This is a genomic window from Bradyrhizobium sp. 521_C7_N1_3 (genome assembly GCF_052075975.1).
In the GTDB taxonomy this organism is placed as follows: Bacteria; Pseudomonadota; Alphaproteobacteria; order Rhizobiales; family Xanthobacteraceae; genus Bradyrhizobium; species Bradyrhizobium japonicum.
Map to the genome: position 1 here is coordinate 2,524,197 of NZ_CP197232.1, position 24,553 is coordinate 2,548,749.

At 64.8% G+C, this 24,553-nt stretch carries 28 protein-coding genes; 17 read left to right on the forward strand and 11 right to left on the reverse strand.

Annotation, left to right across the window (positions count from 1 at the left end):
- Positions 1 to 10 precede the first annotated feature (10 nt).
- A complete protein-coding gene (locus tag AB7008_RS11380; protein ID WP_028158973.1) occupies positions 11 to 310 on the reverse strand; it encodes a hypothetical protein in 300 nt (99 codons plus the stop codon).
- A gap of 623 nt (positions 311 to 933) precedes the next feature.
- On the opposite strand from AB7008_RS11380, the gene AB7008_RS11385 reads away from it, so the two are divergent.
- From AB7008_RS11385 to AB7008_RS11435, 11 genes are all read left to right on the forward strand, one after another.
- A complete protein-coding gene (locus AB7008_RS11385) occupies positions 934 to 1,776 on the forward strand; it encodes a shikimate dehydrogenase (protein ID WP_441258821.1) in 843 nt (280 codons plus the stop codon).
- Positions 1,777 to 1,801: 25 nt separating this feature from the next.
- Positions 1,802 to 2,647 carry an amidohydrolase family protein gene (locus tag AB7008_RS11390; protein ID WP_028158975.1) on the forward strand — a complete coding sequence of 282 codons (846 nt, stop codon included), beginning with the start codon at positions 1,802 to 1,804 and terminating at the stop codon, positions 2,645 to 2,647.
- A gap of 25 nt (positions 2,648 to 2,672) precedes the next feature.
- Positions 2,673 to 3,827: an ABC transporter substrate-binding protein gene (locus AB7008_RS11395; protein ID WP_441258822.1), complete on the forward strand. Its 1,155-nt coding sequence runs from the start codon at positions 2,673 to 2,675 to the stop codon at positions 3,825 to 3,827.
- 239 nt (positions 3,828 to 4,066) lie between these two features.
- Positions 4,067 to 4,621 (forward strand): hypothetical protein, encoded by a 555-nt coding sequence (locus tag AB7008_RS11400; RefSeq protein WP_441258823.1) that lies wholly within the window; start codon positions 4,067 to 4,069, stop codon positions 4,619 to 4,621.
- Between the two features lie 101 nt (positions 4,622 to 4,722).
- Positions 4,723 to 5,307, forward strand: coding sequence for a HutD/Ves family protein (locus AB7008_RS11405; protein ID WP_441258824.1), 585 nt, complete (start codon positions 4,723 to 4,725; stop codon positions 5,305 to 5,307).
- A 126-nt stretch (positions 5,308 to 5,433) separates the two neighbouring features.
- Positions 5,434 to 6,627, forward strand: a complete 1,194-nt coding sequence (locus tag AB7008_RS11410; RefSeq protein WP_248881541.1) for an adenylate/guanylate cyclase domain-containing protein — start codon at positions 5,434 to 5,436, stop codon at positions 6,625 to 6,627.
- A gap of 351 nt (positions 6,628 to 6,978) precedes the next feature.
- On the forward strand, positions 6,979 to 7,251 hold the full coding sequence (locus AB7008_RS11415; RefSeq protein ID WP_248881542.1) for a hypothetical protein: 273 nt from the start codon (positions 6,979 to 6,981) through the stop codon (positions 7,249 to 7,251).
- Between the two features lie 66 nt (positions 7,252 to 7,317).
- Positions 7,318 to 7,530: a hypothetical protein gene (locus tag AB7008_RS11420; RefSeq protein WP_441258825.1), complete on the forward strand. Its 213-nt coding sequence runs from the start codon at positions 7,318 to 7,320 to the stop codon at positions 7,528 to 7,530.
- Between the two features lie 80 nt (positions 7,531 to 7,610).
- On the forward strand, positions 7,611 to 7,796 hold the full coding sequence (locus tag AB7008_RS11425) for a hypothetical protein (RefSeq protein ID WP_041955056.1): 186 nt from the start codon (positions 7,611 to 7,613) through the stop codon (positions 7,794 to 7,796).
- A 1-nt stretch (position 7,797) separates the two neighbouring features.
- Positions 7,798 to 8,010, forward strand: coding sequence for a hypothetical protein (locus AB7008_RS11430; RefSeq protein ID WP_028158981.1), 213 nt, complete (start codon positions 7,798 to 7,800; stop codon positions 8,008 to 8,010).
- An 89-nt stretch (positions 8,011 to 8,099) separates the two neighbouring features.
- On the forward strand, positions 8,100 to 8,897 hold the full coding sequence (locus tag AB7008_RS11435) for an adenylate/guanylate cyclase domain-containing protein (protein WP_014497602.1): 798 nt from the start codon (positions 8,100 to 8,102) through the stop codon (positions 8,895 to 8,897).
- Here the strand turns inward: AB7008_RS11435 and AB7008_RS11440 are convergent.
- The 7 genes from AB7008_RS11440 to AB7008_RS11470 form a co-directional block, all read right to left on the reverse strand.
- Positions 8,851 to 12,306 (reverse strand): tetratricopeptide repeat protein, encoded by a 3,456-nt coding sequence (locus tag AB7008_RS11440; protein ID WP_441258826.1) that lies wholly within the window; start codon positions 12,304 to 12,306, stop codon positions 8,851 to 8,853. The two genes, AB7008_RS11435 and AB7008_RS11440, sit on opposite strands and share 47 nt — an antisense overlap.
- Before the next feature lie 272 nt (positions 12,307 to 12,578).
- Positions 12,579 to 13,337 carry an amino acid ABC transporter ATP-binding protein gene (locus AB7008_RS11445; protein ID WP_304492866.1) on the reverse strand — a complete coding sequence of 253 codons (759 nt, stop codon included), beginning with the start codon at positions 13,335 to 13,337 and terminating at the stop codon, positions 12,579 to 12,581.
- Positions 13,338 to 13,348: 11 nt separating this feature from the next.
- On the reverse strand, positions 13,349 to 14,191 hold the full coding sequence (locus AB7008_RS11450; protein ID WP_304492867.1) for a transporter substrate-binding domain-containing protein: 843 nt from the start codon (positions 14,189 to 14,191) through the stop codon (positions 13,349 to 13,351).
- A gap of 25 nt (positions 14,192 to 14,216) precedes the next feature.
- On the reverse strand, positions 14,217 to 14,858 hold the full coding sequence (locus AB7008_RS11455; RefSeq protein ID WP_304492868.1) for an amino acid ABC transporter permease: 642 nt from the start codon (positions 14,856 to 14,858) through the stop codon (positions 14,217 to 14,219).
- A gap of 9 nt (positions 14,859 to 14,867) precedes the next feature.
- Complete coding sequence (locus AB7008_RS11460) at positions 14,868 to 15,536, reverse strand: amino acid ABC transporter permease (RefSeq protein ID WP_304492869.1); 669 nt, start codon at positions 15,534 to 15,536, stop codon at positions 14,868 to 14,870.
- A 78-nt stretch (positions 15,537 to 15,614) separates the two neighbouring features.
- Complete coding sequence (locus AB7008_RS11465) at positions 15,615 to 16,694, reverse strand: Gfo/Idh/MocA family protein (protein WP_441258827.1); 1,080 nt, start codon at positions 16,692 to 16,694, stop codon at positions 15,615 to 15,617.
- Positions 16,695 to 16,711: 17 nt separating this feature from the next.
- Positions 16,712 to 17,545 (reverse strand): sugar phosphate isomerase/epimerase family protein, encoded by an 834-nt coding sequence (locus AB7008_RS11470; RefSeq protein ID WP_304492871.1) that lies wholly within the window; start codon positions 17,543 to 17,545, stop codon positions 16,712 to 16,714.
- Positions 17,546 to 17,680: 135 nt separating this feature from the next.
- Between AB7008_RS11470 and AB7008_RS11475 the strand changes: the two genes are divergently transcribed.
- Entirely contained in the window at positions 17,681 to 18,418 is a 738-nt protein-coding gene (locus AB7008_RS11475; protein ID WP_244463993.1) for a TetR/AcrR family transcriptional regulator, read from the forward strand.
- Between the two features lie 58 nt (positions 18,419 to 18,476).
- On the opposite strand, the gene AB7008_RS11480 is transcribed toward AB7008_RS11475, so the two are convergent.
- From AB7008_RS11480 to AB7008_RS11490, 3 genes are all read right to left on the reverse strand, one after another.
- Positions 18,477 to 18,974 (reverse strand): DoxX family protein, encoded by a 498-nt coding sequence (locus AB7008_RS11480; RefSeq protein WP_041955123.1) that lies wholly within the window; start codon positions 18,972 to 18,974, stop codon positions 18,477 to 18,479.
- Between the two features lie 26 nt (positions 18,975 to 19,000).
- Complete coding sequence (locus tag AB7008_RS11485; RefSeq protein WP_304492874.1) at positions 19,001 to 19,738, reverse strand: SDR family oxidoreductase; 738 nt, start codon at positions 19,736 to 19,738, stop codon at positions 19,001 to 19,003.
- Positions 19,739 to 19,936: 198 nt separating this feature from the next.
- Positions 19,937 to 21,343, reverse strand: a complete 1,407-nt coding sequence (locus tag AB7008_RS11490) for a DHA2 family efflux MFS transporter permease subunit (protein ID WP_304492875.1) — start codon at positions 21,341 to 21,343, stop codon at positions 19,937 to 19,939.
- A gap of 268 nt (positions 21,344 to 21,611) precedes the next feature.
- Between AB7008_RS11490 and AB7008_RS11495 the strand changes: the two genes are divergently transcribed.
- The 5 genes from AB7008_RS11495 to AB7008_RS11515 all read left to right on the forward strand — a co-directional run bounded on the left by AB7008_RS11495 (position 21,612) and on the right by AB7008_RS11515 (position 24,542).
- Complete coding sequence (locus tag AB7008_RS11495; protein WP_441258828.1) at positions 21,612 to 21,920, forward strand: hypothetical protein; 309 nt, start codon at positions 21,612 to 21,614, stop codon at positions 21,918 to 21,920.
- Positions 21,921 to 21,940: 20 nt separating this feature from the next.
- Positions 21,941 to 22,831 carry a sigma-70 family RNA polymerase sigma factor gene (locus tag AB7008_RS11500; protein ID WP_212454558.1) on the forward strand — a complete coding sequence of 297 codons (891 nt, stop codon included), beginning with the start codon at positions 21,941 to 21,943 and terminating at the stop codon, positions 22,829 to 22,831.
- Between the two features lie 184 nt (positions 22,832 to 23,015).
- Positions 23,016 to 23,525, forward strand: coding sequence for a DUF2867 domain-containing protein (locus tag AB7008_RS11505; RefSeq protein ID WP_028158995.1), 510 nt, complete (start codon positions 23,016 to 23,018; stop codon positions 23,523 to 23,525).
- Between the two features lie 233 nt (positions 23,526 to 23,758).
- Positions 23,759 to 24,025: a DUF3551 domain-containing protein gene (locus tag AB7008_RS11510; RefSeq protein ID WP_028158996.1), complete on the forward strand. Its 267-nt coding sequence runs from the start codon at positions 23,759 to 23,761 to the stop codon at positions 24,023 to 24,025.
- A gap of 244 nt (positions 24,026 to 24,269) precedes the next feature.
- On the forward strand, positions 24,270 to 24,542 hold the full coding sequence (locus AB7008_RS11515) for a hypothetical protein (RefSeq protein ID WP_304492877.1): 273 nt from the start codon (positions 24,270 to 24,272) through the stop codon (positions 24,540 to 24,542).
- Positions 24,543 to 24,553 lie beyond the last annotated feature (11 nt).

Consider the following 24,553-nt stretch of genomic DNA (forward strand, 5'->3'; position numbering starts at 1 on the left):
AGGCCTCTCTTTATTGCGGCGAGGCCGCAACCGTCGGCGTTTGCGATGCGCTCATCTGCTCGAGCGTCTCCAGGAGGGCTTCGCAGGCCTTCTCGGCTTCGGCGAAGGTACTGAAGGGGGAGCCGCCAAGCTTGATTGCTGACTTGTTTTCTTCGACGGGGCGCCATGAGGCAACCAGGCCCGGCTTTCCGTGAAGGCCAGGACCGGTGCGGCTTTCGTTGCTGATGACAAACGAAAATCCGCCGCTGCACGCCATCCAGATTTCAAGTTCATGCACCGGCGTCTCGACGCGCATAAAGTGCAGGGCCATGTCTCCCTCCAGAGTTTGCTCCGCAGAATTGGCCGCGGCGCAAGCCGTCAGCTCCTACCTGTGCGAATCCCGGGCAGCCGCAAGGTCCGAGGTCTCTGATCCCTCGGCTTTCCATGTCGTCAAATCGCCCGGGAGCATAATGGGATCGCTCTCAACCCGCTTGTTGCGGCTGACCCCTAGGCCAATGAGTCCGCCCAGTACCAACGCGGAGCCTGCAATGATCAACCAGTACGGCAAGTCCAACACGGGCATTGCAATTCTCCCACTGAGAGGAGCGCGTTACGCAATTGCATGGCCGAAGCGCGAACCAATTACCTTTAGCTAAGTGTCTGGATTATGCGACGCTCCAAGCTTCGCGCAAGGTGCCCAAAAGGGGTAGATTTCTGACCTAAATTGCCGCCGGCGGGGCACGGGGAATCGGCCGCTCGGTTGGCCGGCGCCAGCGTCCATCCGTCCCCGCCATCGGCGAGATTCAGATTGCGTGAGATGGCCATGCCGTCTAATAGTCTTGGACAATTGACCAAATAAGATGGTCGCGCGGCTGAAGCCGCGACCGCGGCGGAGCGGCCGCTATGCGCGCGCGTGTGCGTGCCGGCAGCCAGGTTGGGGATGGATATCGCAGCATGTCGCAGGCAGACGGCTTCGCATTGGCCGGCGTGATCGGGCTTCCGGTCGCGCATTCGCGCTCGCCCGTCATTCATAATTATTGGCTGAAGGCGCACGGCATCGGCGGCACCTATGTTCCGCTCGCGGTGAGGTCGGAGCGGCTGGAGGATGCGCTTCTCGGCCTCGTCGCGCTCGGTTTCCGCGGCTGCAACGTCACCATGCCGCACAAGCAGGCGGCGATGCCGCTTCTCGACCGCGTCAACGAGACCGCCAAGCGCATCGGCGCCGTCAACACCATCGTCGTCGAAGAGGACGGAACGCTCACCGGCTTCAACAATGACGGCAACGGCTTTGTGCAGAGCCTGCGTGATGCCAGGGCGGACTGGCGCGGCGATGCCGGGCCGATCCTGCTGCTGGGCGCCGGCGGCGCATCGCGCGCGGTGGTCGTGGCACTGCTGGAGAACGGCGCGCGCGAGATCCGCATCGCCAACCGCACGGCCGAGAAGGCGCAGGCCCTTGCGAAGGACTTCGGCTCCGCCGTCAGCGCCGTTCCGTGGGACGATCGCGGCGGGGCGCTGGGCGATGTCGCGCTGCTCGTCAACTGCACCGACCGCGGCATGGTCGGCAAGGGCGCGCTCGAGATCGACCTGTCGCGCCTGAGGCCCGAGACGCTCACCGCCGATCTCATTTACACGCCGCTGGAGACGCCGTTCCTGGCGGAAGCCCGTGCGCGCGGTTGCACCACCGTGAACGGGCTGGGCCTGTTGCTCAACCAGGCTCGGCTCGCCTTCAAGGCCTGGTTCGGAATCACGCCCGACGTGACGCCCGAGCTGATCAAAGCCATCGAGGCGACGTTCTGATACCAGCGCCGGGGAGCCTTGCGCCATGACCTTGCCGGTTTCCCCCAGGATCGACTGCCACATCCATGCCATCGATCCCGTTCGCTTTCCCTACGGGGCTGATACGCCGTACCGGCCGAGCGGGCAGGAGATCGCACCCGCGGCGCAGCTCATCCGCGTGTTCGACGCGTTCGACGTCAGGCACGCGCTCGTCGTCGCCACCAACACCGGCTACGGCAGCGACAGCCGCATCCTGCTCGACACCTTGAGGCAGGGCCGCGGCCGCTTCAGGGGCGTCGCCGTCGTTGAGAACGACGTCGACATCGGGGAGCTGGAACGCCTGAAGGCCGACGGCGTGATCGGCGTGGCCTTCAACGTGCCGTTCCACGGTGCCGGCTATTATCGCAATACGGCGCCGCTGCTGGAGAAGCTGGTGAGCCTCGGCCTGTTCCTCCAGATCCAGGTCGAGCAGGATCAATTGCTCGACCTTCTGCCGCTGATCAAGACGTCGAGCGTGCGTCTCGTGATCGACCATTGCGGCCGGCCATCGGTCGCCCAAGGGCTGAAGGGCAAAGCATTCCAGGCGCTGCTCGCGATCGGCCGCGAGCGCGAGGCGCACGTAAAGCTGTCCGGCTACTATAAATTCTCGCAGCAGCCGCACCCTTACGAGGACACCTGGCCGTTCATCGCGTCGCTGGTCGACGCCTTCACGCTCGATCGCTGCGTCTGGGGATCGGACTATCCGTTCCTGCGCGCGGCCGAACGGCTCGATTACGGGCCGCTGCTCGCGGTGCTGACAAAGCTGTTTCCGGATCCCGGCGATCAGCACCGTCTGCTCTGGCGAACGCCGGCAAGGCTGCTTGGCTTCGACGGCACGCCAGATCAATCATAAGAACAAGGAAGGGGAGGAGGACATCATGAGGCATCTTGCAGGGGCACTCGGCATCGCATTCGCAGCATCGTCGTGGACTGGTGCAGCCAGCGCGCAGAGCACGGTCTACATCCCCGATGTCATCGAGCTGTCCGGGCCCGGCGCGGTGTCGGGCACGAACTGGCGCGACGGCGTCGCGCTTGCGGTCGATGAGATCAACAATGCGGGCGGCATTCTCGGCCGAAAAATCCAGACCGAGCATCTGGACACCCAGAGCAATCCCGGCATCTCGCGCGCGCAGGTGCAGAAGGTCCTGGACAAGGAGCCGTATGTGGTGCTCGGGCCGATCTATTCCGGCTCGGTCAAGGTCAACATGGCGCTGACGCAAGCCGCCGAGATCCCGCAGATCGTCGGCGCCGAGGCGGCCGACATCACCACGCAAGGTAACCCCTGGGTGTTCCGCACCGCCTTCGGCCAGCAATTCTCGATGCCGAAGATCGCCAACTATCTGCACGACAAGCTCAAGGTGAAGACGGTCGCGGTTCTGTGGGTCAACAACGATTTCGGCAAGGGCGGCCACGACAATTTTGTGAAGGAGATGAAGGCGCGCAACATCGAGATCGCGGCCGATATCTCCACCGAGCAGGGCCAGGTGGATTTCGGCTCCGACGTGATCAAGCTCAAGGGCGCCAAGGCGGATGCCGCCTTCGTCTACACCAACGAGGAGGAGAGCGCCCGCTTCCTGATCGAGGCGAAGCGGCAGGGTCTGACGACGCCGCTGTTCGGCGAGACCACGCTGCTCAGCCAGAAGGTGGTCGAGCTCGCCGGCCCCGCGGCAAATGGCGTGCGCGGCCATGTCGGCCTGTCCGCCGATGCGCCGGTGCCGGCGATCGAGGATTTCACGAAGAAGTTCGGCGCGCGCTACAAGTACCGGCCCGACCACAACGGCATCAAGGGATACACCGCGGTCTATCTCGTCAAATACGTCACCGAAAAGATCGGCAAGTTCGACAGCAAGGCTTTTGGTGCCGCGATGAAGGGCTTGACCGTGACGCCCGACAAGGCCCCTGGTATGCTGATGGAGGCAAGCTGGGACCAGAACGGCGACATCGACCGCGCCAGCTTCCTCGCCGAGATCGTCGACGGCAAGCAGAAGATCGTCGAGACCTTGCCGAAGCTCAAGGGCGGCAAGGGGGAGTGAGGCACGCGCCTGACTTGTAGCCCGGATGGAGCGAAGCGTAATCCGGGATTCTGTCCTCGTGGTGAGATCGTCCCGGATTGCGCTGCGCTCCATCCGGGCTACGAGCGCAAGCCTCGCTCAATCCCGCGATGGGATCAAACTGCCGGGCAATTTTTGCAGTGTCATGCGAAATCCGCGTCGGTTCGACGAGGAAACGCAATGGGAATCAACTGCGCTTTCGCTGGCACAAGAATTGCTGAATGTTTCCGCGCAATGATCTCAGGAATGAAGCCGTGACCAACGTCAGCTACACCGTCCCGCCGAACTGGACCGCAGGCTCCGACAAGACGGGCGCGAGCAAGAACAAGAATCCGAACGATCCGAACATGCTGACGACGGGCGCCTATGGCAACGCGTTCGAGCTGCTGCTCGACAATCGAACCAACAGCGACGGCACCACCACGGAGACGTTGACCTACAAAAGCTACAGCGGCAAGACCAACGGCACGTTCTCGGCGACGGCGGAGACGGGGACGGGAGCCGATCTCGGCAGTGCCTACCAGGCGCTGCTCGCCACGCTCCAGGCCAATGGCGAGATGGACGACAAGACCGCCGCGCAGCTCGACGACGCCATGGGCAAGCTCGATACCAAATCCGAGAGCGGCGCCAAGGATGCCGAAGTGTCCGGCGGCGGCCTGCTGGTGCAGTCCGGCGGCCCGGTCTATTTCAACGGCATCTCGGCCTATCAGAACCAGTTCGTGGATTCGCTCGTCAACGAGTTGAGCACCAGGCTGAACCTCGACGCCAAGGCGTGACGGCAGTTCATCGCTGGTGAAACCGGTTGGCAAAGCCGGCCCAACCCGCGCATGATGCGCAGGCGATCTCGGCCACATGCTTTCCCGGATAAATTGAAGACATGAAAACCACGCTGCTGAAGTCCGAAGACTACACCCGCTCGCCCTGGAAGAACGGCGGCGGCATCTTCACCGATATCGCGGACGCGCATCGCGCCGACGCGCCGGCGAAGGATTGGGACAGCCTGCTCTGGCGCTTTGCTTCCACGCCGATCGTGGCGCCCGGTCCCTTCTCCTACATGCCCGGCATCGACCGCCTGCAAATGGTCGTCGGCGGGCACGGGCTGGTGCTGAAGTCACCCACGCAGGATTTTGACGAGCGTGAACCCTTTACGACGGTGCGCTTCACCGGCGAGATGGAGATCGTGACCGCGCTCGAGGCGGGTCCCGTCGAGGTCGTCAACCTGATGGCCCGGCGCGGTGCGGCGGAGATCGAGTTGCTGACACTCAGGGAACCCGGCGAGCGGCCTTTGTCCGCCGGCACCCATCTGGTTTACGCGGTTTCCGGCGAATGCAGCATTCGTCTCAATAACGAGGATATCGTCATCCCCGCCGGCAGCACGCTGAAGGTCGAGCTGACCGAGGCGTCCAGATTGGGACTCGTCTCGGGGCTGGCGGTACTGGGCTCGATTCAGATCGTCGGCTAGATCGCAACCGCCCGGCGGATGCGCACAATCCATGCACCTGGCTAGGTTGACGCCGCGGCGCCGGAGCACGATATCTGCCCTGATCATGCGGACCGCCGCGCACGCCACGATATGAACGGGCAGGATATGACCGCGCCAGACCAAAATCGCCCCACCACGCTGTCCGACGGCGTCGTCGACTGGCTGACCAACGGCACGCGCGACGAGCGCTTCATCGACAACATCTTTGCCGAGATGTGCATCCGCCTCCAGCAGGCGGGCATTCCGCTCAAGCGGTCGACGATGCACGTCCGGATCCAGCATCCACAATGGCTCGGCGCTGCCTTCATGTGGTTGGATGGCATGCGCGAGGCGAAGATTTCGCGGGTCGACTTCGACGTGCTCGAGCGATCCGAGTTTATCGGCAGCCCTGTCAGCGAAATGCTGGACGGTGCGAGCGAACTCCGCGAGAACCTCGAAGGCGATCCGTCGCTCGGCCGCAGGCACGCGGTCTATGACGAGATGCGCGCGAAAGGTCTGACCGACTACGTCGCCTGGCCGCTCCATCACACACTCGGCAAGCGCCATCTCGTCACCTTCGCGACCGATCGCCCCGGCGGCTTCGACGACGCGCATCTCGTTGCGCTCAAGAACCTGCTGCCGGTGCTGGCGCTGGTCAGCGAGATCCGCATCAAGAACCGCCTGGCGCGCACGCTGCTGGAGACCTATGTCGGGTCGCATGCCGGCGAGCTGATCCTGGCCGGCGCCACGCGGCGCGGGACCGGCACGACGGTGCGTGCCGCGATCATGATCTGCGACCTCCGTGACTTCACGAAGATCTCGGACAACTGGCCGCGCGACGACGTCATCGATCTCCTCAACGACTATTTCGACGCGATGTCGGAGCCGATCGCGCGGCACGGCGGCGAAATCCTGAAATTCATCGGCGACGGCCTGCTCGCCATTTTCCCGCTCAGCGAGCCCAGCGCCTGCGCAAACCTGCTTCGCGCCGTGACTGAAGCCCGGCAGGCGATGGCCGCGCTGAACGAACGGAACAACGGGACCGGCCGCGCGCCGCTGAACTACGGCATCGGCGTCCACGTCGGCGACGTCATGTACGGCAATATCGGATCGTCCAGCCGGCTCGACTTCACCGTCATCGGTCCCGCCGTCAACATGGCCTCCCGTCTCGAAGCCCTGACCAAGCAGCTGGGACGACCGGTGCTGCTCTCGCGCGCGTTCGCCGAGCTGGTCGAGCGGGAGTTCGAGCTCGAGCATGTCGGCAAATACGAGGTGCGCGGCTTCAGCGATCCGATCGAGCTGTTTGCGTTTCACGGCTGAGGCGGCCTGCTCGCCGCAGCCGTCCGGTTGAATTCTCGCTGACGCAAGATTGCCGATCACCCGCGCGCCGCCGATTGCGCGGCATGGCGAAGAAGTCCTGATCCTCATCGGCCATCGTCCCGCACACCCCGACTTCTCCGAACGACGGTCGCCATCGCCGCCCGTCATGGCCTCGATGTGCCGTGATTGACGGTGCATGCCTGCGTCGCCGTGACGTCGATCCAGTTCCGGAATCGGGCGATCGCGCAAACGCGCAGTTGTCGGGGTGCGTCCCCTGCGCGCGATGGAAGTCGTGCTTATGGGCAATATCGGACGCGTTGTTGAAAGATATGTTCGCGCAGGACGCCTAGGTTGGCTTCACTGGCGGCGTTGCGATTGGTGCCGCAAGATTTGGTCGAGGACAGTCGATGCGGCTGCCTCGATGCAACAGAAAAGGTGATCGACACATCGGACGCGACCACAAGAGGAGACGACAATGCCAAACTGTTCCCAAGTTTCTGGAAGTCGAACCGCTCGCTGTGCCGCGTGCGACGGCAAGTTTGGCCTGATCCGCTACTACTCTTGGCGAAAGCCCCTTTGCTCGAAAAAGTGCGTCGAACGTTTGGCGACGCGCCGGCAGGGTGAGCGCGACTGGTTCGGTCGATTTCCGTCCGTTGTCGACATGTTTTCAGAAAACCGCGCGAGGCGCCTATGACCATGCAGATGTCACGACGAGGAAAGGAATATCTCGAGACGGCGCAGAGCCTGCTGCGCGCGGCCCGGACCATGACGGACATCGCGGTCGCGGCCCGTCTCGAGATGCTGGCCAATGACTATCAGCGGCGCGCCGAAAAGGCATCAAGCGTCGATGCGGCGAAGTCATCGGCGCGTTCGGCCGGCACGCGATACGAATCGTACCCGTGATTGCGGGTTGCGCGGTGAGCCGGTCGCCCAACCAGGGGCGTCTGGTCAGTTTCCCTCTCTTGCTACCCCGTGGAGCCGATATGGGCGAAGTTGTTCGACTGATCACAAGGGCCGAGCGCGAGCGCGAGCGGCTGATCCGCGAAGCACGCGCCATCTATGACGCCGTGTTTCCGCCGGGCGATCCTGACGGCGAGCGGCCCGTCGAGCCGCGGTCGACCACTCGGGCGGCGACGCAGAGCCCGAGCACGTCGAAGGAGCTCTTGTGACATGATCAAGATCATTGCCGTGCTCTGCAGCCTCGCGTCGCCGACAGATTGCCGCGAGCAGATCGTCACGACCTCGGATTTCGCTGACGTGACGATGCAGTCCTGTCTGATGGGAGCGCCGCAGCTTGCCGAATGGATGGCGCAGCATCCAGCCGAACGTCTCGCGGCGTGGCGCTGCTCGATCGGCAAGCAGGAGGCTCGCAGGGGAGCGTAGGGTACGAGGAGCCCTGTTGCCAATGCAGGAATGTGCGAATACGTTGGTCGCAGGTCCGCCCAAACGTTCCGTCGACTGGCCGCGCGTTCATGCCAAAATTCCTTCGCATCGGAGTTCATCAGTCGAACGTATCGGGATACACGTCGAAGGCGTGGTGTGTCAGGCGCGTCGGCTCGGCGGTTTTCCTGAAGTGGGGCGGCGTGGAGGTCCAAGGCACCGGTGCCGGGCGCAAGGTCTACTGGACGCGCTCGCCGCAGGAGAAGACAGTTCGATGCGGCACGGCGCAGCGTGCCCAGGATTACGCAAAGGCCGCGATCGCGCGGCGCCGCAGCCATCGCTATGAGCCGCTGGCCGGAGCTATCGCGCTCCGGCGCCGCCCTGCCGAGCGCGGCACCGATCTCAAGCGGGCGCTCGCCACCATCCTGATCGTCGATATCGTCGGCTCGACCGCCAAGGCCGCGAAGCTCGGCGATGCGCGCTGGACCAAGGTGATGGGCCATTATTACGCAGCCGTCCGCAAGGAGCTGAAGAGCTCGCGCGGAAAGGAAGTCGTGACGACGGGCGACGGCGTGCTGGCGACGTTCAAGGCGCCGGCGGCCGGCATCAATTGCGCGACCGCGATCCAGAAGGCGGTGCGCACGCTGGGGCTAGAGATCAGGGTCGGCCTGCATGCGGGCGAGTACACGATCAGCGGTGGCGAAATGGTCGGTCTCGCCTTCCACATCGGCACCCGCGTCGCCGCGAAAGCGCGGGCCGGCGAAGTCTTGGTCTCGAGCGCGGTCAAGGATTTGCTGAAGGCACAATCGACGATCAGCTTCAGGGATCACGGCATGCACCAGCTCAAGGGCGTGCCGGAGCGGTGGAGGCTGTATCGGGTGGAGGCGTGAGGGGGCCCGCAAGTGCGGTTGCAAGCTCGTCGCTCGCACCGTCACGGCTGCGCCGCGCGGAAACCAGGCCCTCGAGCTCGACGCGAACGCGGTCGACGACGCTGGCCCAGTCGCCTCTCTTCGGTTGCCGGAACAGTCTCATGGAGCGATACCACGGGCTGTCGTCGCGGTTGAGCAGCCAGCGCCAGTCCGGGTTGAGAGGCAACATCGTCCAGACCGGCGCGCCCATCGCGCCGGCGAGGTGAGCGACGCTGGTGTCGACCGAGATCACCAGATCGAGGCAGCAAACCAGCGCCGCCGTGTCGCCGAAATCCGTGAGCTGTTCCGTCAGGTCGACGATGTCAGGGCGTTCGCCGAGGAAGGCCCGGTCCTGATCCCGAACGCCTTTTTGCAGGCTGACGAACTGGACGTCGCACTCCAGGAGGGGAGCAAGCGTGCGCAGTGTCATCGATCGATTGTGATCGTTGGTGTGATCCGGGTTCCCCGACCAGGCAAGACCGACGCGGAGGCGATTGCGGGGGCCAGGTTGGTCTTCAAGCCGGTCTTCCCACGCCTTCACGCGCGCGGCCGGAGGCGCAGGAAGGTAGGCTTGCGCGTACGGGATCGTATCGAGCCGCGTCCCGAACGCCAGCGGCAGGCTTCCAAGCGGACAGTGCAGGTCGAACGACAGCGACGTCGCAGACGGGCGGCCGATACATTCTGCGACGCCGGGCACATCGGCCAGCAGCCGCTGGACCGGAGGCTGGACCTCCAGGATCACTTGAGCCCCGAGCGCGGCCACCATGGGCACATAGCGCGCGAACTGGATTGTATCGCCCAATCCCTCGTCGGAATAAAGCAAGATGGTCTTGCCTTCGATCGGTTGGTCGCCAAGCCAGAGGGATTGGGAAAAACCGCGATCGACCGGAAAGAGTCTCCAGCGCGCTTCGCGCCCGAGCCAGCCTCGCTCGAAGTCTCCGGTCAGCATCTGAAGCTGCGCAAGATTCCAGATCGTCCGCGCATCGTGCGGGTCGACCGCCAAGGATCTGTGAAAGGTCGCGAGAGCTTCATCCGGCAATTGCAGATTCAACAACACCACTGCCTTATTGGCGAGCGCTGCGGCAAACTCCGGACGAAGTTCGAGCGCGCGATCGATGCTCGCAAAGGCCTGCTCCATTCGGCCCAATCTCGAATGAAGCAAGCCGAGGTTGCTGTGCGTCTCCGCCAGGCTGGAGTCCAGCGCAATGGACTTCTCGAAGTCGGCCTCCGCTTCCTCGAACCGCTTAACCTCCAGCAGGCAAACGCCGCGCATTTGATAGAGAGCTGCGGAATTTGGATTCAGTTTCTCGACGACGTTGAAGCATTCCAGGGCTTCCGCGTACCGGCCGAGATCAAACAGCAGCATGCCGCAGTTGTTCGCCGCCTCCAGATATTGCGGATTCAGCTCCAGCGCCCGCTGGAAATGCAGCACAGCCTCGTCCGTGCGCCCGAGTTGCCAGAGCTGATTGCCGAGCTGGTTCGAGAGCAGCGCATCCTGTGTGCTGGGGGACGACGCTTTGCTCTGGTGTGACCGTGCTTCCGGCCGCCATGCGGAAACCAGGCGCTCGAGCTCGACGCGAACGCGGTCCACGACGCTGGCCCAGTCGCCTATCTCCGGTTGGCGGAACAGCCTCATGGATTGATACCACGGGCTGTCGTCGCGGTTGAGCAGCCAGCGCCAATCCGGGTTGAAGGGCAACAACGTCCAGACCGGGGCGCCCAGCGCGCCGGCGAGGTGAACGACGCTGGTGTCGACCGAGATCACCAGATCGAGGCAGCCAATCAATGCGGCCGTGTCGGTGAAATCCGTGATCTGATCCGTCAGGTCGACGATGTCGGGATGTTCGCCGAGGAAGGCCCGGTCCTGCTCGCGGGCGCCCTTTTGCAGGCTGACGAACTGGACGTCGCAATCCAGGAGAGGCGCAAGCGTGCGCAGCGCCATCGATCGATTGCGATCGTTGTTGTGGTCCGGATTTCCCGACCAGACGAGACCGACGCGGAAGCGCTTGCGGGGGCCAAGCCGGGCTTCGAGCCGGTCTTCCCAGGCCTTCACGCACGCCGCCGGAGGCGCGGGAAGGTAGGCTTGCGCGTACGGGATCGTATCGAGCCGGGTCCCGAACGCCAGCGGCAGGCTTCCAAGCGGACAGTGCAGGTCGAATGACAGCGACGTCGCAGACGATTGGCCGATACACATCGCGACGCCAGGCACGTCAGTCAGGAGCCGCTGGATCGGAGGCTGGACCCCCAGGATGACCCGAGCCCCGAGCGCGGCCACCATGGGCACATAGCGCGCGAACTGAATCGAGTCGCCCAGGCCCTCGTCGCAATATAGCAGGATGGTCTTGCCCGCGATTGGCCGGTCCCCGAGCCAAAGGGATTGGGGATGACCGCGATCGACCAAACCGAAAGAGGGAATTCGCCAGCGCGCTTCGCGCCCGAGCCACCCACGCTCGAAGTCTCCGGTCAGAAGCTGAAGCGTCGCCAGATTGAAGGTCGCCGGCGCATGGTTCGGATCGATCGCCAGGGACTTGTGAAAGGCCGCGAAGGCTTCATCCAGCGACAGCAGATTCAGCAACATCAGCGCCTTGTTGGAAAGCGCCGCGGCAAAATCCGGTCGAAGTTCGAGCGCGCGATCGAAGCTCGCCAATGCCTGCAGGATGCGGCCATGCTTCCAGTGAAGTGAGCCGAGGTTGTTGTGCGCTTCCTCCTGGCTGGAGTCCAGCTCGATCGACTTCGCGTAGTCGGCCTCCGCTTCCTCGAACCGGTTCAGCTCCCGGAGGCATGCGCCGCGCTTCTGATACAGGGCAGCGGAATTCGGCTTCAGCGGCTCGGCGGCGTTGAAGGCCTCGAGAGCTTCCGCGTGCCGGCCGAGATCGAACAGCAGTAGCGCGAGATTCCAGATCGTGTCCGCATTGCCCGGGTCGACCGCCAGCGATTTGCGAAAGGCCGCGAGAGCCTCGTCCCGCAATTGCAGGCTCCACAACGCCCGCGCCTTTTCGTTGAGCGCTGCGGAAAAGTTCGGACGAAGTTCGAGCGCGCGATCGATGCTCGCCAAGGCCCGCTCGAACCGGCCAAATCTCGCATGAAGCGTCCCGAGGTTCTTGTGCGTCTCCGCCTCGCCGGGGTTCAGCGCAATGGACCTCTCGAAGGCGGCCTGCGCTTCCTCGAGCCGGCCCAGGCGTTGCAGGCAAAGGCCGCGCGTTTGATGCAGAGCCGCGACGTCAGGATTGAACTTCGCGAACAGGTCGAAGCATTCCAGGGCTTCGGCATACCGGCCGAGATCGAACAGCGATTTGCCCTGTTTCGCGGCCTCCAGATGCCGCGGCAAAAGTCGAGGTGCGACCGTCTTGGATTGTTGCTTGGCCGCGGCCCGACGCTCTTGACGATTCATAAGCTGACCAGAAACGGAACAGGAGACAGCGCAAAATTGCTGACTGATGCTCAGTCACGCGAAGGAGACGTCCATCGCACTTGCCTTCTCGTTCCGTCAGTTCGCGTTCAGCCGTGCCTGCGGGATCCACCGAGCGCGACCCTAGCGTCCCGTTGCGGCAGTTTCTGGTGCGAAGCTGGTGCGAAGCTGGCGCGGCGTGAGCGTTCCGTGCCTTCATTCATCAAGGCGCGGGGGCAGGTCGGGGCGGTCGCGGAGAGGAAGTCGTGGCGGCGTCAATGATGCGGCAGAATTTCGCCGAGGAATTTTTTGGTGCGCTCGTGCTGCGGGGCCCTGAAGAAGATCTCCGGCTCCGCCTCCTCGACGATCCGTCCCTCCGCCATGAAGATCACGCGGTCGGCGACCTGCCGGGCGAAGCCCATTTCATGGGTGACGCAGATCATGGTCATGCCGTCGGTCGCAAGCCCGATCATGGTGTCGAGCACCTCCTTGACCATTTCCGGGTCGAGCGCCGAGGTCGGCTCGTCGAACAGCATCACCTTGGGCTCCATGCAGAGCGCCCGCGCGATCGCCGCGCGCTGCTGCTGACCGCCGGACAATTGTGCCGGGTATTTGTCCGCCTGGTTGAGGATCTTCACACGGTCGAGCAGTCGCCGCGCGGTCTCCTCGGCTGCCGGGTGCGGAATGCCGCGAGAGCGGATCGGCGCCAGCGTGCAGTTCTCCAGCACCGTCATGTGCGGAAACAGGTTGAATTGCTGGAACACCATGCCGACCTCGCGGCGCACTGCATCGACGGCCCTGCCTTGGCTGCCCAGATGCATGCCGTCGACGACGATCTCGCCCTTCTGGTAGCTCTCCAGCGCGTTGATGCAGCGGATCAGGGTGGATTTGCCCGATCCGGACGGCCCGCACAGAACGATCTTCTCGCTCGCACGGACCGCCAGGTTGATGTCGGTCAGCACCTGGTATGTGCCGTACCATTTGTTGACACCGCGCATCGCGATCATCGTGTCCGCCGTGGCTGCGACCGACATGGCATTCTCACTTAGCTGACGGTGAAGGGGATGCCGGCAATGCTGTCGGGGAAAGCCGGCAGCGGGTTGTTCATCCACTTCGGATAGATCCTGGCCCATTCGCCGCTGGCGATGATCTTGTCGATGAAGCCGTTGACGAAGGCGTTGATCTCCTTCTCGCCGAGCCGCGTGCAGGCGCCGTTATACAGCTTGGTGAATTCGAGCTTGTTCTCGTAAGCGCCGGGTTTGGATTCGTTGAGGCGCGGAACGTAGAAGATGTTGCCGCCCACTGCCTGCACCTGCCCGGACAGCAGCGCCTGCATGGTCGGCGCATCGCCGTCGAAGCGGCGGATGGTGGTGCCGGGAGGCGCCGCCTTGGTCACGTCGGTGTCCTGTACGCTGCCGCGCGCGACGCCGATGACGTATTTGCCCATGTCGACCGGCGATTTGATCTCCATCTCCTTCGGCGCGATGAAGGTGATGATGTTGGCGCCATAGGGCTTTGAGAATTGCACCGCCTTGGCGCGCTCCGGCAGCATCGCCATGGTCGCAAACAGGATGTCGACGCGCCCCGACGTCAGCGCCGGGATGCGATTGGCGACGGCGAGCAGCGTGAATTCGGCGGATACGCCGAGCTCCTTTGCGAACAGCTCGGACAGGTCCGCGTCGAGGCCCTCCTGCTTGCCCGAGGAATTGACAAACCCCCAGGGCGGATTGTCGCCCTGGATCCCAATCAGCACCTTGCCGCGCGCCTTGATCTCCGAAGGCGTCACCGCGTAGGCGGCGCGCGACAGCACGAACGGCGAGGCGATCGCGCCGGCGCCGAGCGCCAGCATGTGACGGCGATTGAACCGGGTTGTCATGCTCTTGGTCATCAATTCCTCCTTGGTGTTGAATTCCTCATCGTGCGGCGGTGACGAGCCGCCGCTCCAGCCAGGCGCCATAGAGCGAAAGCGGCCAGCACAGCGCGAAATAGAGCGCGCAGACCAGGCCGAGCACGAGCAGCGGCTTGAAGTTCTGGTTGGAGACGATGGTCCCGGCGCGCATCAGCTCGGTGAAGCCGATGATGGCGGCAAGCGAGGTGCCCTTGATCAGCTGCACCAGGAACCCGATCGTCGCCGGCAGCGAGATGCGGATCGCCTGCGGCAACACGACATCCTTCATCCGATCGAGATAGCCGAGGCTGAGCGCCTTGGCGGCCTCGACCTGGCCGCGCGGCACGGCCTCGATCGAGCCGCGCCAGATCTCGCCGAGGAAGGCGCCGGCATGCAGGGTGAAGCCGATCGAGACGGAGACCCAGGGATCGAGCTTCAGCCCGGCGAGCGCGAGGCCGTAATAGACGACGAACAGCTGCATCAGCAGCGGCGTGCCCTGGAACAGTGCGATGTAGGCGGCCGCGCCGCGTTCGAGCCAGCGCTGGCCCGACGTGCGTGCCAGCGCGACGCCGAGGCCGGCGACCGAGCCGAGCGCGAAGCCGATTCCCGACAGCGCCAGCGTCCATTTCAGGCCGCCGAGCAGGAACAGGAACTGGTTCTGGTCCATGCGCCGCCCTCACTTCACGGGATAGAGCAGGAAGCGCGCGTTGATCCGCGCGAACATCTGCATCAGCATCCACGACATCGCGAGATAGAGCAGCGTGACGACGCCATAGACCTCGAAGCTGCGGAACGTATTGGTCTCGATCGCCTGTCCGACCGAGGTCAGCTCATAGGCCGAGATCGCCGATGCGATGCTCGTCGTCAGCGCCAGCATGATGAACTGGCTGGTCAGCGACGGGAAAATCGCGCGCAGCGCCGGCTTCAGCACGATCAGGCGAAAGATCAGCGTCCGACTCAGGCCGAGCGCCAGTCCGGCCTCGACCTGGCCTTTGTTGATCGACTGCACGCCGCCGCGGATGATCTCGATCGCATAGGCGCCGCCATTGACGCCGAGCGCGATGATCGCGGTCAGCGTGGGATCGAGGCGGATGCCCACCATCGGCAGCGCGAAGAAGACGAAGTAGATCTGGCCGAGGAATGGCGTGTTGCGGATCGCCTCGACGAACGCGATGACGAGCCAGCGCAGCGGCGCGAGCCGGGAATCGCGCAGCAGCACGCCGCCGATCCCGATGATCAGCGCCAGCACCATGCCCGACAGCGCCAGGCCGAGCGTGCCGGCACAGCCCCAGAGCAGCTCCGGCAGGCCTTCGATCACAGGTCCGAAATCGAACTTGTAGTTCACCTCGCTCCTCCCTCCGGGCCGCCCTCTTGGTGTGGCTTGGCCCGTTCGCGTCTGCCCGACGGTGGTGAAAGCCGTTCTCTAGGTCGCTGCCTGCCCACCTTGCCCGAGCGCCGCGTAGCGCTCGCGCAGGTCGACGCGCCGTCGCGCCGTCGCGGCCTCTGCGATCGCGAGCGTCACCAGCAGGCTTCGCGCGCCGTCCTCGACCGGTTGCAGCGATGGCGTCACGCCGCGGACCACGTCGCGGAAATGATCGAGCTGCGCGACGTAAGGATCGATCGACGCCGCATGATTGGCCTGTGCCCGGATCGGCTTGTTCCAGTCCTGCGCGCCGCCTTCCTGCGTCCATTGATCGAGACTTGGGAATTCGATCGCGCCGCGGCGGCCCATCAGGCGGTAGCTGCTCTGGCCGCTGAACGGAAACTCCGGCGCCTCGCCGAGTCCTTGCTCCATCGTCCAGGGCGTCACCGCGCAGTCGCTGAGGAAGAACGTGCCGAGCGCACCGTTTTCGAACTCGAGCAGCGTGGCGGCAGTATCCTCGACCGCGAAGCCGCGCTGCCGGTTCGTAGCGATGGCCTCCACGGCAACGATCTCGCCGACCGCAAAGCGCAGGAAGTCGATCTCGTGGATCAGATTGATCAGGACCGGCCCGCCGCCGGCCTGCGACCGCCAGGGCGCGGCCTTGAAATAGTCGGCCGGCTTGTGCGTGGCCCAGATCGCCGAAACGCCGACGACATCGCCGATACGGCCCTGGCCAAGCAGCGTCCTGAGCGCCTTCACCTGCGTATGATGGCGGCGGTGATGCCCGACCAGCGAGCGGATGCCGGCCTTGCGGACCTCCGCGATCAGGCCGGCGGCGGTCTCGAGCGTATCGGTGACCGGCTTTTCGATCAGGATATGGATGCCGGCCCGCGCGCATGCGATGCCGTTCTCGGCGTGGAGCTGATTGGGCGATGCGATGATCACGGCCTCGGGCCGCGCCTCGTCGAGCAGCTTCCGGTAATCCGCGAAGATGCGTGCGCCGGGCTGCTCGGCTGCGACCTGCTCGGCGTTGACGTCGGCGATGCCGGCTAGCTCGTAGTCGCCATGCTCGGCCAGCTTGCGCAGATGCTTGCGCCCGATCAATCCCGCGCCGATCACGCCAATCCTGATTTTTGTCATCCCGTGCATCCGTTGGTTTAGGCCCAGCCGTGACAGTCGCGGCGTCGGGCGCCGCGGGCGTGGCCTTCGAGCAAGTTCCTGGTCGCGTTGAACGCCGTGGCGATCCGCTCTCTCGCGTCGAGTGCCGGCAACGGCATCTCGACGCTGAGGGCGGTGTCGGCGGGCAGCGCCTCCAGCAGCGCGCCGAGCGGCAGAGCGCCGTCGCCGGGCGGTAGCCGTCCCGCGCGCGCCTCGGCGATGATGGCCGTGTCCGTTGCCGGCGTTTCGGCGGCGGCATCACAGAGTTGCGCGGCGCGAAGCCAATGGTCGGGAAGCGGGATCAGGTCGGCGGCCCGGCCGCCGGAGCGCGCCAGGTGCAACGCGTCGACCAGGATGGAGCCGTTGGTCTGGTCTGCGTCGCGGATGACCGCCGCGGCCTGCGCCAGGGTGCCGATCGCGCGCCAGCGCATGAATTCGAGGTCGACGCGCAGGCCGAACGACGCGGCGAGTTGGCAGAGCTCGGCGAAACGCGCGGTGAGCCGGGATCGATCCGGATCGTCGCCCGAAGCGATGATCGCGGTGGCGCCGAGATCGGCGCCGGCATCGAGACAGCCTGCGAGCGAGGAGATGTCGATGCCGGGCTCGAGCTGGACCAGCTCGATGTCGCTGACCCGCACACCCTCGCCGTCAAGCACGCGCTTCAGCGCTCGGTGGGCCTCGGTGCCGATCTGCGTCGGATAGGCCGGCCCGTCGCTGGTTGCCGGGATGAAGCGCAGCGCGACGGCGGCAAACCCGGCCCGCGCCGCCTCGGCAACCAGCGCCGTGGGCGCAAGCTCCAACGCGGTGAGATGGGCGAGGCCGAGCGCGATCACGCCTGCTCCCCTGCACAGGCAATCGCGGTAGTCGGGAGCTGGCGCGGCGGTCGCCGATCAGGGCGCATGTGTCTCCTCCCTAATAATTAATCCATAGGTTAATTGATAATTACCCAATGGGATAATTGATGTCAAGTGCCCGCGATTGCGCTATGGAGGGAGGGCGAGGCCGCGACCGGCCGCCGCGAAGGACCGAAGGGCCAGATGCCAGGTGTGAAGAAGCAGCTCGTCCGGGCGGCGAAGCCGGTGCCGATCAAGCGGCGCGACCGCGAGCGGACGCGGCAGGAGATCCTCGACATCGCCTTCGAGGAGTTCGCCGAGAACGGCTTGTCCGGCGGCAACACCGACGCCATCGCCGCCCGCGCCAACATCACCAAGCGGCTGATCTTCTACTACTTCAACTCCAAGGAAGAACTGTTCACCGCGGTGCTGGAGATGGCCTATGCGGAGATGCGCGCCGCCGAGGAGGATCTTCATCTCGAGGCGTTGGAGCCGGAGGCCGCGATCCGCCGGCTTGCCGAATTCACCTTCGACTTCCACCAGGCCCATCCGCAATTCGTTCGCCTCGTCAGCATCGAGAACATCCATCGCGGACGACACATGGCCATCAGCCGCAGGCTGAAGGAGATGACGCAGCCGAGCATCAGCCAGATTGCCAAGGTACTTGAGCGCGGCGCGGCCTGCGGCGCGATCCGGCCCGGCATCGATCCGGTCGAGCTGCATATGACGCTGAACGCGCTGAGCTTCTTCGCGGTCGCCAACCGTCACACCTTCGAGGCGCAATTCGCCTTCGACATGTCCTCGTCAAAGGCGAGGGCGCAGCGCCGCGCTGAGATCGCCGATCTGCTGTGGCGTTGTGTGCGGGGGGATTGAACGGCGGTGGCGTGAAGACCTCGCGCGGCCGGAGCGGGCAGGGCCGCCCGGCGCGCCTTCAAAGCTCACGTCCTATCAAGCGGTCCGCGGAAAATCGCCCGCCGCCCCGAAACGACATGTGCAGGGCAACGAGGCCCATCAGGAACGGGTACTCCATGCCGCGATCGATCCAGGCCCATTTGGGGTAATGGATCAGGCAGATCATCGCCATCTGCACGGCGACCATCGGCGCGACGAGGCGGGTGAACAGCCCCGCGGCGAGCATGATGGCCCCGATGGTTTCCAGCAGCATCACGAAATAGCCGAACGCCACCGGGGCCGGAAAATGCAATGAATTGGTAATGAAATTGATGGAGCTCGCGAACGGATTGGCCATGGCGCCGTGGGACTCGCCGAGCAATTTCGGCCAGCCATGCGTGAACAGGATCAATCCGAAGGCAACGCGCAGAAACGCATAGGAAATGGGATTGGCGATCTCGTAGAAATTTCGCAAGCCAGGCAACAGCAGGGACGCGGGGCTGCGCCGTGGGGCCCCGCCCGTGATCGCATCGCTCATGGTCATGATCTCCAGACGATGCGGCTTCAGATGATGCCGCCATTGGCGCGCAGGATCTGGCCGTTGATCCAGCCACCATCGGGCCCGACCAGGAACGAGATCGCGCGCGCGATGTCGTCGGGTTCGCCGAGGCGATGCAGAGGCGTGCGGTCGATGATCGGCGAGATGTCGTGCTGGTTGGCGTTGTGGAACAATTCGGTGTTGACGGGTCCCGGCGCGATCGCGTTGACCGTGATCCGCCTCACGCCCAGCTCCTTCGAGAGGATGTGGGTGATCGCCTCGATGCCGGCCTTGGTCGCCGCGTAAGCCGCATAGGTCGGCTGATAAAGCCCGACCACGCTGGTCGAGAAATTGACGATCCGGCCGCCCTCGCGCAGCCGCTTCGCCGCTTCACGCAGCGCATAGAAGGTGCCGGTGAGGTTGATCGCGATGGTCTGGTCCCAGACCTCGTCGGTGGTCTGGGCCAGTGGGGCGACCTTCATGATCCCGGCATTGTTGACGAGCACGTCGACCCCGCCGAACGCCGTCTCGGCCGCGTCGAACAGCGCGCGGACGTCAGCCAGCTTGCTGATGTCGGCCTTGACGGCAATCGCCGCTCCGCCAGCGGCCTTGATCTTCGCCACCAGCGCCTCGGCCGGCGCAGCGCCGGTCGCATAGTTGACGACGACGGCGAGGCCGTCCCGCGCCAGCCGCTCGGCGACCGCCGCGCCGATGCCCTTCGAGCTGCCGGTGACGATGGCTGTGCGTGGGTGCTGGGTGGTCATGGTGGGATCTCCCTGTTTGATGAGGGAGATAATAGGCGGGCAGTTTGGTCGGATAATCTCGCTAGAATTGGCTTCACTGTTCGGTTGGAACGAACAGTGAATGGTGCGGTATCCACCAGTGGCGGCTTGGCGGCCCTTGCCTTGGCATGAGGGAGGTCATCGCCTCACCGTCACCGCAGCCCTGTGCCGGTGTCAGCGTCACGCATCTTGCGGCGCGGCTGCGCCGGCGGTCCGTCGCCGGGCCGGCAGGAAAAGCCCCGCAATCGCGCCGCCCAACGACAGCATTGCGGCGAGGCGCATCGCCGCCGCAAATCCGCTCTCGAAATGCGCGGCCGAGTAGGCCCCGCCGTTGGCCGAGAAGCTCGCCACCAGCGCAGCGATGCCGAACATGCCGCCGAGGAAGCGGCCCATGTTGAAGACGCCGGACGCCTTGCCCATTTCGGCCACCGCGACCGAGCTCAGGATCGCGTTCTGCGCCGCCGGCATCGCCATCGAGACGCCGACGCCGGCCAGCACCAGCGGCGCGACCAGAGCGGAGTAGGCAATCGCGGGGCTCACGATCTCCGCGATCCAGCCAAGGCCGATCGCCTGCATCAGCAATCCCGTCACCACCAGCGGCCGCTCGCCGAACCTGTTGACGACGGCGCCTGCGATCGGGGCGGTGACGAACAGCGTCGCGGTCCAGGGCAGCAGGCGAAGTCCGGCGCCGAAGGCGTCGAAGCCCAGCGTGGTCTGCAGGAACTGCGGCAGCAGGAACACCACGCCATACATCGCGGCGTAGAACAGGACGCTTGCGGACATGCCGGAGGCCAGCGCGCGCGATGCAAACAGCCGCATCGGCACCATCGGCGCGGCCGCGCGCAATTCCCAGAGCACGAAGCCGGCGGTGAACACCAGGCCTGACATCAGCGTGCCCATGACCTCGGCGCTCGCCCACCCCACGGCGTTGCCGCGCAACAGGCTCCAGACCAGTGCGAGCGCCGCCAGCGCGACGAGCGCCAGTCCCGGGATGTCCAATGCGGCTGCCGGTCCGAAGCTTTCGCGCAAGCGTGCCAGCACCAGGGTGATCACGATCAGGCCGATCGGCAGGTTGATCCAGAACACCCAGCGCCAGCCGAAATGTTCGGTGATGAAGCCGCCGATGGCGGGGCCTATGATCAGCGCGCAGCCGGTGATGCTGCTGAAAATGCCAAGCGCGCGGGCGCGCTCCTCGCGGCCGAACGTGGCGCTCAGGATCGCCATCGCCAGCGGCATCACCAGCGCGGCGCCGGCGCCCTGCAGCACGCGGGCGGCGATCAGCGCGGTGGCATTGCCGGCAAGCGCACAGGCCGCCGACGCAACGACGAACAGAGCGATCCCGGCCGCGAACATGCGGCGGCGACCGAAGCGGTCGCCGAGCGCGGCGCCGGTCAGGAGCAGCACGGCAAAGGTCAGGTTGAAGGCGTTGACGGTCCATTGCAGCGTCTCGACCGGGCTACCGAATTCGGCGCGGATGGTCGCGAATGCCGTCGTAATGATCATGGCGTCCAGCGCCATCATGAAGGATGCCAGCGCGGTGACGCCAAGCACCCAGTTCTTCTCGTCGCGATTCGTCGGGGTCTGCATCGCCCTCTCTCCATGTGTCGAGCCACCCTGTCGCGGCGCGTTCTGCGGGCTAGACGAGGCCGGAGGGGCAAAGGATGCGGCCGGAAATAATTTTTCCCGGGCCGCATCCTTCGCCGACCGCCAAACGTCCTTGGGGATGACGCGGCCATTGACGTGAGCTTGATCCGGAAGAGCGGGGCACCGCTTGTCCGGGAAGGTGATGCCAAAATGGAAAGATGGCGCGCGATGAGCGAGCCAGGTCGCGACATGAACAAGCAAGGAGCGCGCGATGAAAAGGACGTTGATCGGGTACAAGGCCAAGCCGGAGCTGGCCGACAGGAACGCCGAGCTGGTTTCGGCCGTATTTGCGGAATTGAAGGCGGCCGCGCCGGACGGCGTGCGCTATCTGACGCTGCGGCTGGAGGACGACACCTTCATCCATCTTGTCGAGGTCACGGCCCAGGACGGCTCGAGCCCGATCCCGAAACTGAGGGCGTTTCAGGCGTTCCAGGACGGCATCCGCGACCGCTGCGCCGAGCCGCCGCTGGTTCGTGATGTGAGGATCGTCGGCAACTACCGTATGCTGGACGAGTCCTGACCAGGCGAGGCGGAGGAGCAATGGCGCCAGAGCCACTGGCCACCATCGATATCGAGGCGCTGCTGGCGCGGTTGCGGCCGAAGCTGCATCGCTACTGCGCGCGCATGGTCGGCTCGGTCATCGACGGTGAGGACGTGCTGCAGGATGCGCTGGTCAAGGCGATGGGAGCGCTGCAATCGGTCACGCCCGTCGTCAATACGGAGGGCTGGCTGTTCCGCATCGCGCACAACACCGCGCTGGATTTCCTGCGTCGCCGCAACCGGCAGGAGGCGCTGCATTCGGCTGAGGAGGTGGAGATGATTGCCGACCAGCTCGATGATGTGGAAAGCCGCCAGATCGCTGCGACCAGCCTGCGCACCTTCATGCGGCTGCCGGTGGCGCAGCGGTCCAGCGTGATCCTGATGGACGTGCTCGGCTGCTCGCTTGCCGAGGTCTGCGACATCATGGATTTCAGCCTGCCGGCGGTGAAGGCCGCGCTGCATCGTGGGCGCACGCAGCTGCGTGAGTTCGCCGGGGAGCCGGACGACGCGCCGCAGCCGGGCCTGTCGGAGGCCGATCGTACGCGGCTCAACGCCTATGTCGGCCATTTCAATGCCCGCGACTTCGACGCGATCCGCGCCATGATCGCCGATGACGTCAGGCTCGAGCTCGTCAACCGCACCAGGCTGAACGGCAAGGCCGAGGTGTCGCGCTATTTCGGCAATTATTCGAAGATCAGCGACTGGCACCTGGTGACGGGGCAGGTCGACGGACGTCCCGCGATCCTGGTGTTCGATCCGAACGAGCCGAGCGGGCGGCCGAAATATTTCATGCTGTTGAACTGGTCCGCCGACAAGCTCGCCACCATCAGGGATTTTCGTCACGCAGCCTACGTTATCGATGGCGCGGAGTGCGTGGTGGATGGAGGGTGAGTGTACGTAGCGACCCATCCGCCGCACCTGCGTGGCCGGCAGCGTCGTCTGCGCTTCAGTTTCAATTGCCGCTGAGCGGGAAGTCGCCGACCTGCCGGCTGGCCTCGTCGCTTGTTGGAGAGCCCCGCGGGTGCTATTGGTCTCCACCACCTTTTCGCTTCCATTCAGTCCGGGCGGAACATCTATGGCGCGCGTTGCTCGAGTGGACTTGCCGCAACGTTCGGTGCTCAAGCCGCTCTACGCCAAGGCGGGCTTCGCTGACGCATTCGCGATCGATCTGCCGAGCAATGCGACGGGCGACGCCGAGCGCCTCGCCACCCATATGCTTATGGGGCAGCCGCGATGGGTTGGCTGGCTGGTGGCTCTAAGGGACACTTTGGTTGCGGGGTTTGGTCTTAAGACATCGTCTGAATTGCGCGGTGACGTTGCGACCGACAGGATCGATTTCTTTCGGGTCTACGATCGGCGTCGTCATGAGATTATTCTTGGCGAGGACGATCGCCATCTCGACTTCCGTTTGTCCGTTTTGGTTGAAGAGTCTGCCTTGTGCCGTCGACTTGTCGCCACAACGGTCGTGACCTTCAATCATTTGGGAGGGCGGGCCTATATCGCGGGAATCGCGCCCTTCCATCGCCTGATCGTGAAGTCGTCTTTGCGTCGAGCCGAGCGATCGGGCTGGCCAGCTGAGCTGTAAGGTCGCGCGCCGCCGGCCGGACCAAATTCGGTACGTGCCGGGTCGGCGCCAAGCCCGCCACCATCAGGGATTTTCGTCACGCGCCCTACGTTATCGATGGTGCGGAGTGCGGGCGTGCCGCCCCCGTGGCACATAACAGCGATTTAATCTCTCCGCCTGCGAAGTATTCGAGATCTGAAACGTTAGCTTGCGAGAGTTCTCGCATCCGGCGAGCGCTACACAGGAGTTCCCTCATGCATCGTCGTCTCGCCATCGCCGTCCTTGCGGCGGTTTCCACCCTGACCGTCGCGGCATCCTCTACCGCGGCGTCCGCTACCGAGGTGCAGGACACTTACTGCCTGCAGGGCCGCCAATCGGGCTACCCCGGCAATTGCGAGTTTTCCACCTATGAGCAGTGCCTCGCCACCGCGAGCGGCACCAACGAGAGCTGCGGTATCAACCCGATGCGGGCCTACGCGCCGCAGCAGCAACGGCACGTGTTGCATCACAGCCGGGACTGAGCGGCAAGCGATGAAGGGCGCCGGCGACGGCGCCCTTGTTCGACGTGGCTGCTCCACCGAGAAAGCCGCAATGCGTCGGGACGCATAGGCGGACCGTCGACGGCAAGCCATCCGGCGCTGCCGTCGTCATCTCCCGAAATCGCGAAAGACCTGATGCGGCCCTCGATCGCAGACATCGGGACGGCCGCAATCGCGGCGACCGGAGTATTCGAGTATCTTCGCGATCGGAGAGGCAGGCGTGATCATGTCCAGGTTCCTGCAATGGTTCTTTCGGAATCGCGAAACCGGTGACGTCTCGATCGCTCAGGCCCCCAACCTCGTTCTCTGGGTCGTTATCGTGGCCGGTGTCCTGCGCTGGGTCTGGCAGCCGCCGGGCGCTGCCGCTATTGCCCTCGACATCGTGTTCAAAGGCGGCCTCATCGTCTGGGCCATCGACGAGATTTTCCGCGGGGTGAACCCATGGCGGCGCTGTCTTGGCGGAGCCGTGCTGGCTTATGAGCTCACGACCTTTCTGTGATGGATCGCCAG

Coding starts and splice junctions, on each gene's coding strand:
- AB7008_RS11480 (WP_041955123.1), bottom strand. CDS start 18,974: ATGAGCGATGCGATCACGGGCGGGGCCCCACGGCGCAGCCCCGCGTCC.
- AB7008_RS11450 (WP_304492867.1), bottom strand. CDS start 14,191: ATGACCAAGAGCATGACAACCCGGTTCAATCGCCGTCACATGCTGGCG.
- AB7008_RS11445 (WP_304492866.1), bottom strand. CDS start 13,337: ATGTCGGTCGCAGCCACGGCGGACACGATGATCGCGATGCGCGGTGTC.
- AB7008_RS11515 (WP_304492877.1), top strand. CDS start 24,270: ATGTCCAGGTTCCTGCAATGGTTCTTTCGGAATCGCGAAACCGGTGAC.
- AB7008_RS11405 (WP_441258824.1), top strand. CDS start 4,723: ATGAAAACCACGCTGCTGAAGTCCGAAGACTACACCCGCTCGCCCTGG.
- AB7008_RS11425 (WP_041955056.1), top strand. CDS start 7,611: ATGGGCGAAGTTGTTCGACTGATCACAAGGGCCGAGCGCGAGCGCGAG.
- AB7008_RS11465 (WP_441258827.1), bottom strand. CDS start 16,694: ATGACAAAAATCAGGATTGGCGTGATCGGCGCGGGATTGATCGGGCGC.
- AB7008_RS11390 (WP_028158975.1), top strand. CDS start 1,802: ATGACCTTGCCGGTTTCCCCCAGGATCGACTGCCACATCCATGCCATC.
- AB7008_RS11505 (WP_028158995.1), top strand. CDS start 23,016: ATGGCGCGCGTTGCTCGAGTGGACTTGCCGCAACGTTCGGTGCTCAAG.
- AB7008_RS11410 (WP_248881541.1), top strand. CDS start 5,434: ATGACCGCGCCAGACCAAAATCGCCCCACCACGCTGTCCGACGGCGTC.
- AB7008_RS11385 (WP_441258821.1), top strand. CDS start 934: ATGTCGCAGGCAGACGGCTTCGCATTGGCCGGCGTGATCGGGCTTCCG.
- AB7008_RS11490 (WP_304492875.1), bottom strand. CDS start 21,343: ATGCAGACCCCGACGAATCGCGACGAGAAGAACTGGGTGCTTGGCGTC.
- AB7008_RS11440 (WP_441258826.1), bottom strand. CDS start 12,306: ATGAATCGTCAAGAGCGTCGGGCCGCGGCCAAGCAACAATCCAAGACG.
- AB7008_RS11500 (WP_212454558.1), top strand. CDS start 21,941: ATGGCGCCAGAGCCACTGGCCACCATCGATATCGAGGCGCTGCTGGCG.
- AB7008_RS11380 (WP_028158973.1), bottom strand. CDS start 310: ATGGCCCTGCACTTTATGCGCGTCGAGACGCCGGTGCATGAACTTGAA.
- AB7008_RS11455 (WP_304492868.1), bottom strand. CDS start 14,858: ATGGACCAGAACCAGTTCCTGTTCCTGCTCGGCGGCCTGAAATGGACG.
- AB7008_RS11420 (WP_441258825.1), top strand. CDS start 7,318: ATGACCATGCAGATGTCACGACGAGGAAAGGAATATCTCGAGACGGCG.
- AB7008_RS11485 (WP_304492874.1), bottom strand. CDS start 19,738: ATGACCACCCAGCACCCACGCACAGCCATCGTCACCGGCAGCTCGAAG.
- AB7008_RS11435 (WP_014497602.1), top strand. CDS start 8,100: ATGCCAAAATTCCTTCGCATCGGAGTTCATCAGTCGAACGTATCGGGA.
- AB7008_RS11395 (WP_441258822.1), top strand. CDS start 2,673: ATGAGGCATCTTGCAGGGGCACTCGGCATCGCATTCGCAGCATCGTCG.
- AB7008_RS11430 (WP_028158981.1), top strand. CDS start 7,798: ATGATCAAGATCATTGCCGTGCTCTGCAGCCTCGCGTCGCCGACAGAT.
- AB7008_RS11400 (WP_441258823.1), top strand. CDS start 4,067: ATGTTTCCGCGCAATGATCTCAGGAATGAAGCCGTGACCAACGTCAGC.
- AB7008_RS11510 (WP_028158996.1), top strand. CDS start 23,759: ATGCATCGTCGTCTCGCCATCGCCGTCCTTGCGGCGGTTTCCACCCTG.
- AB7008_RS11495 (WP_441258828.1), top strand. CDS start 21,612: ATGAAAAGGACGTTGATCGGGTACAAGGCCAAGCCGGAGCTGGCCGAC.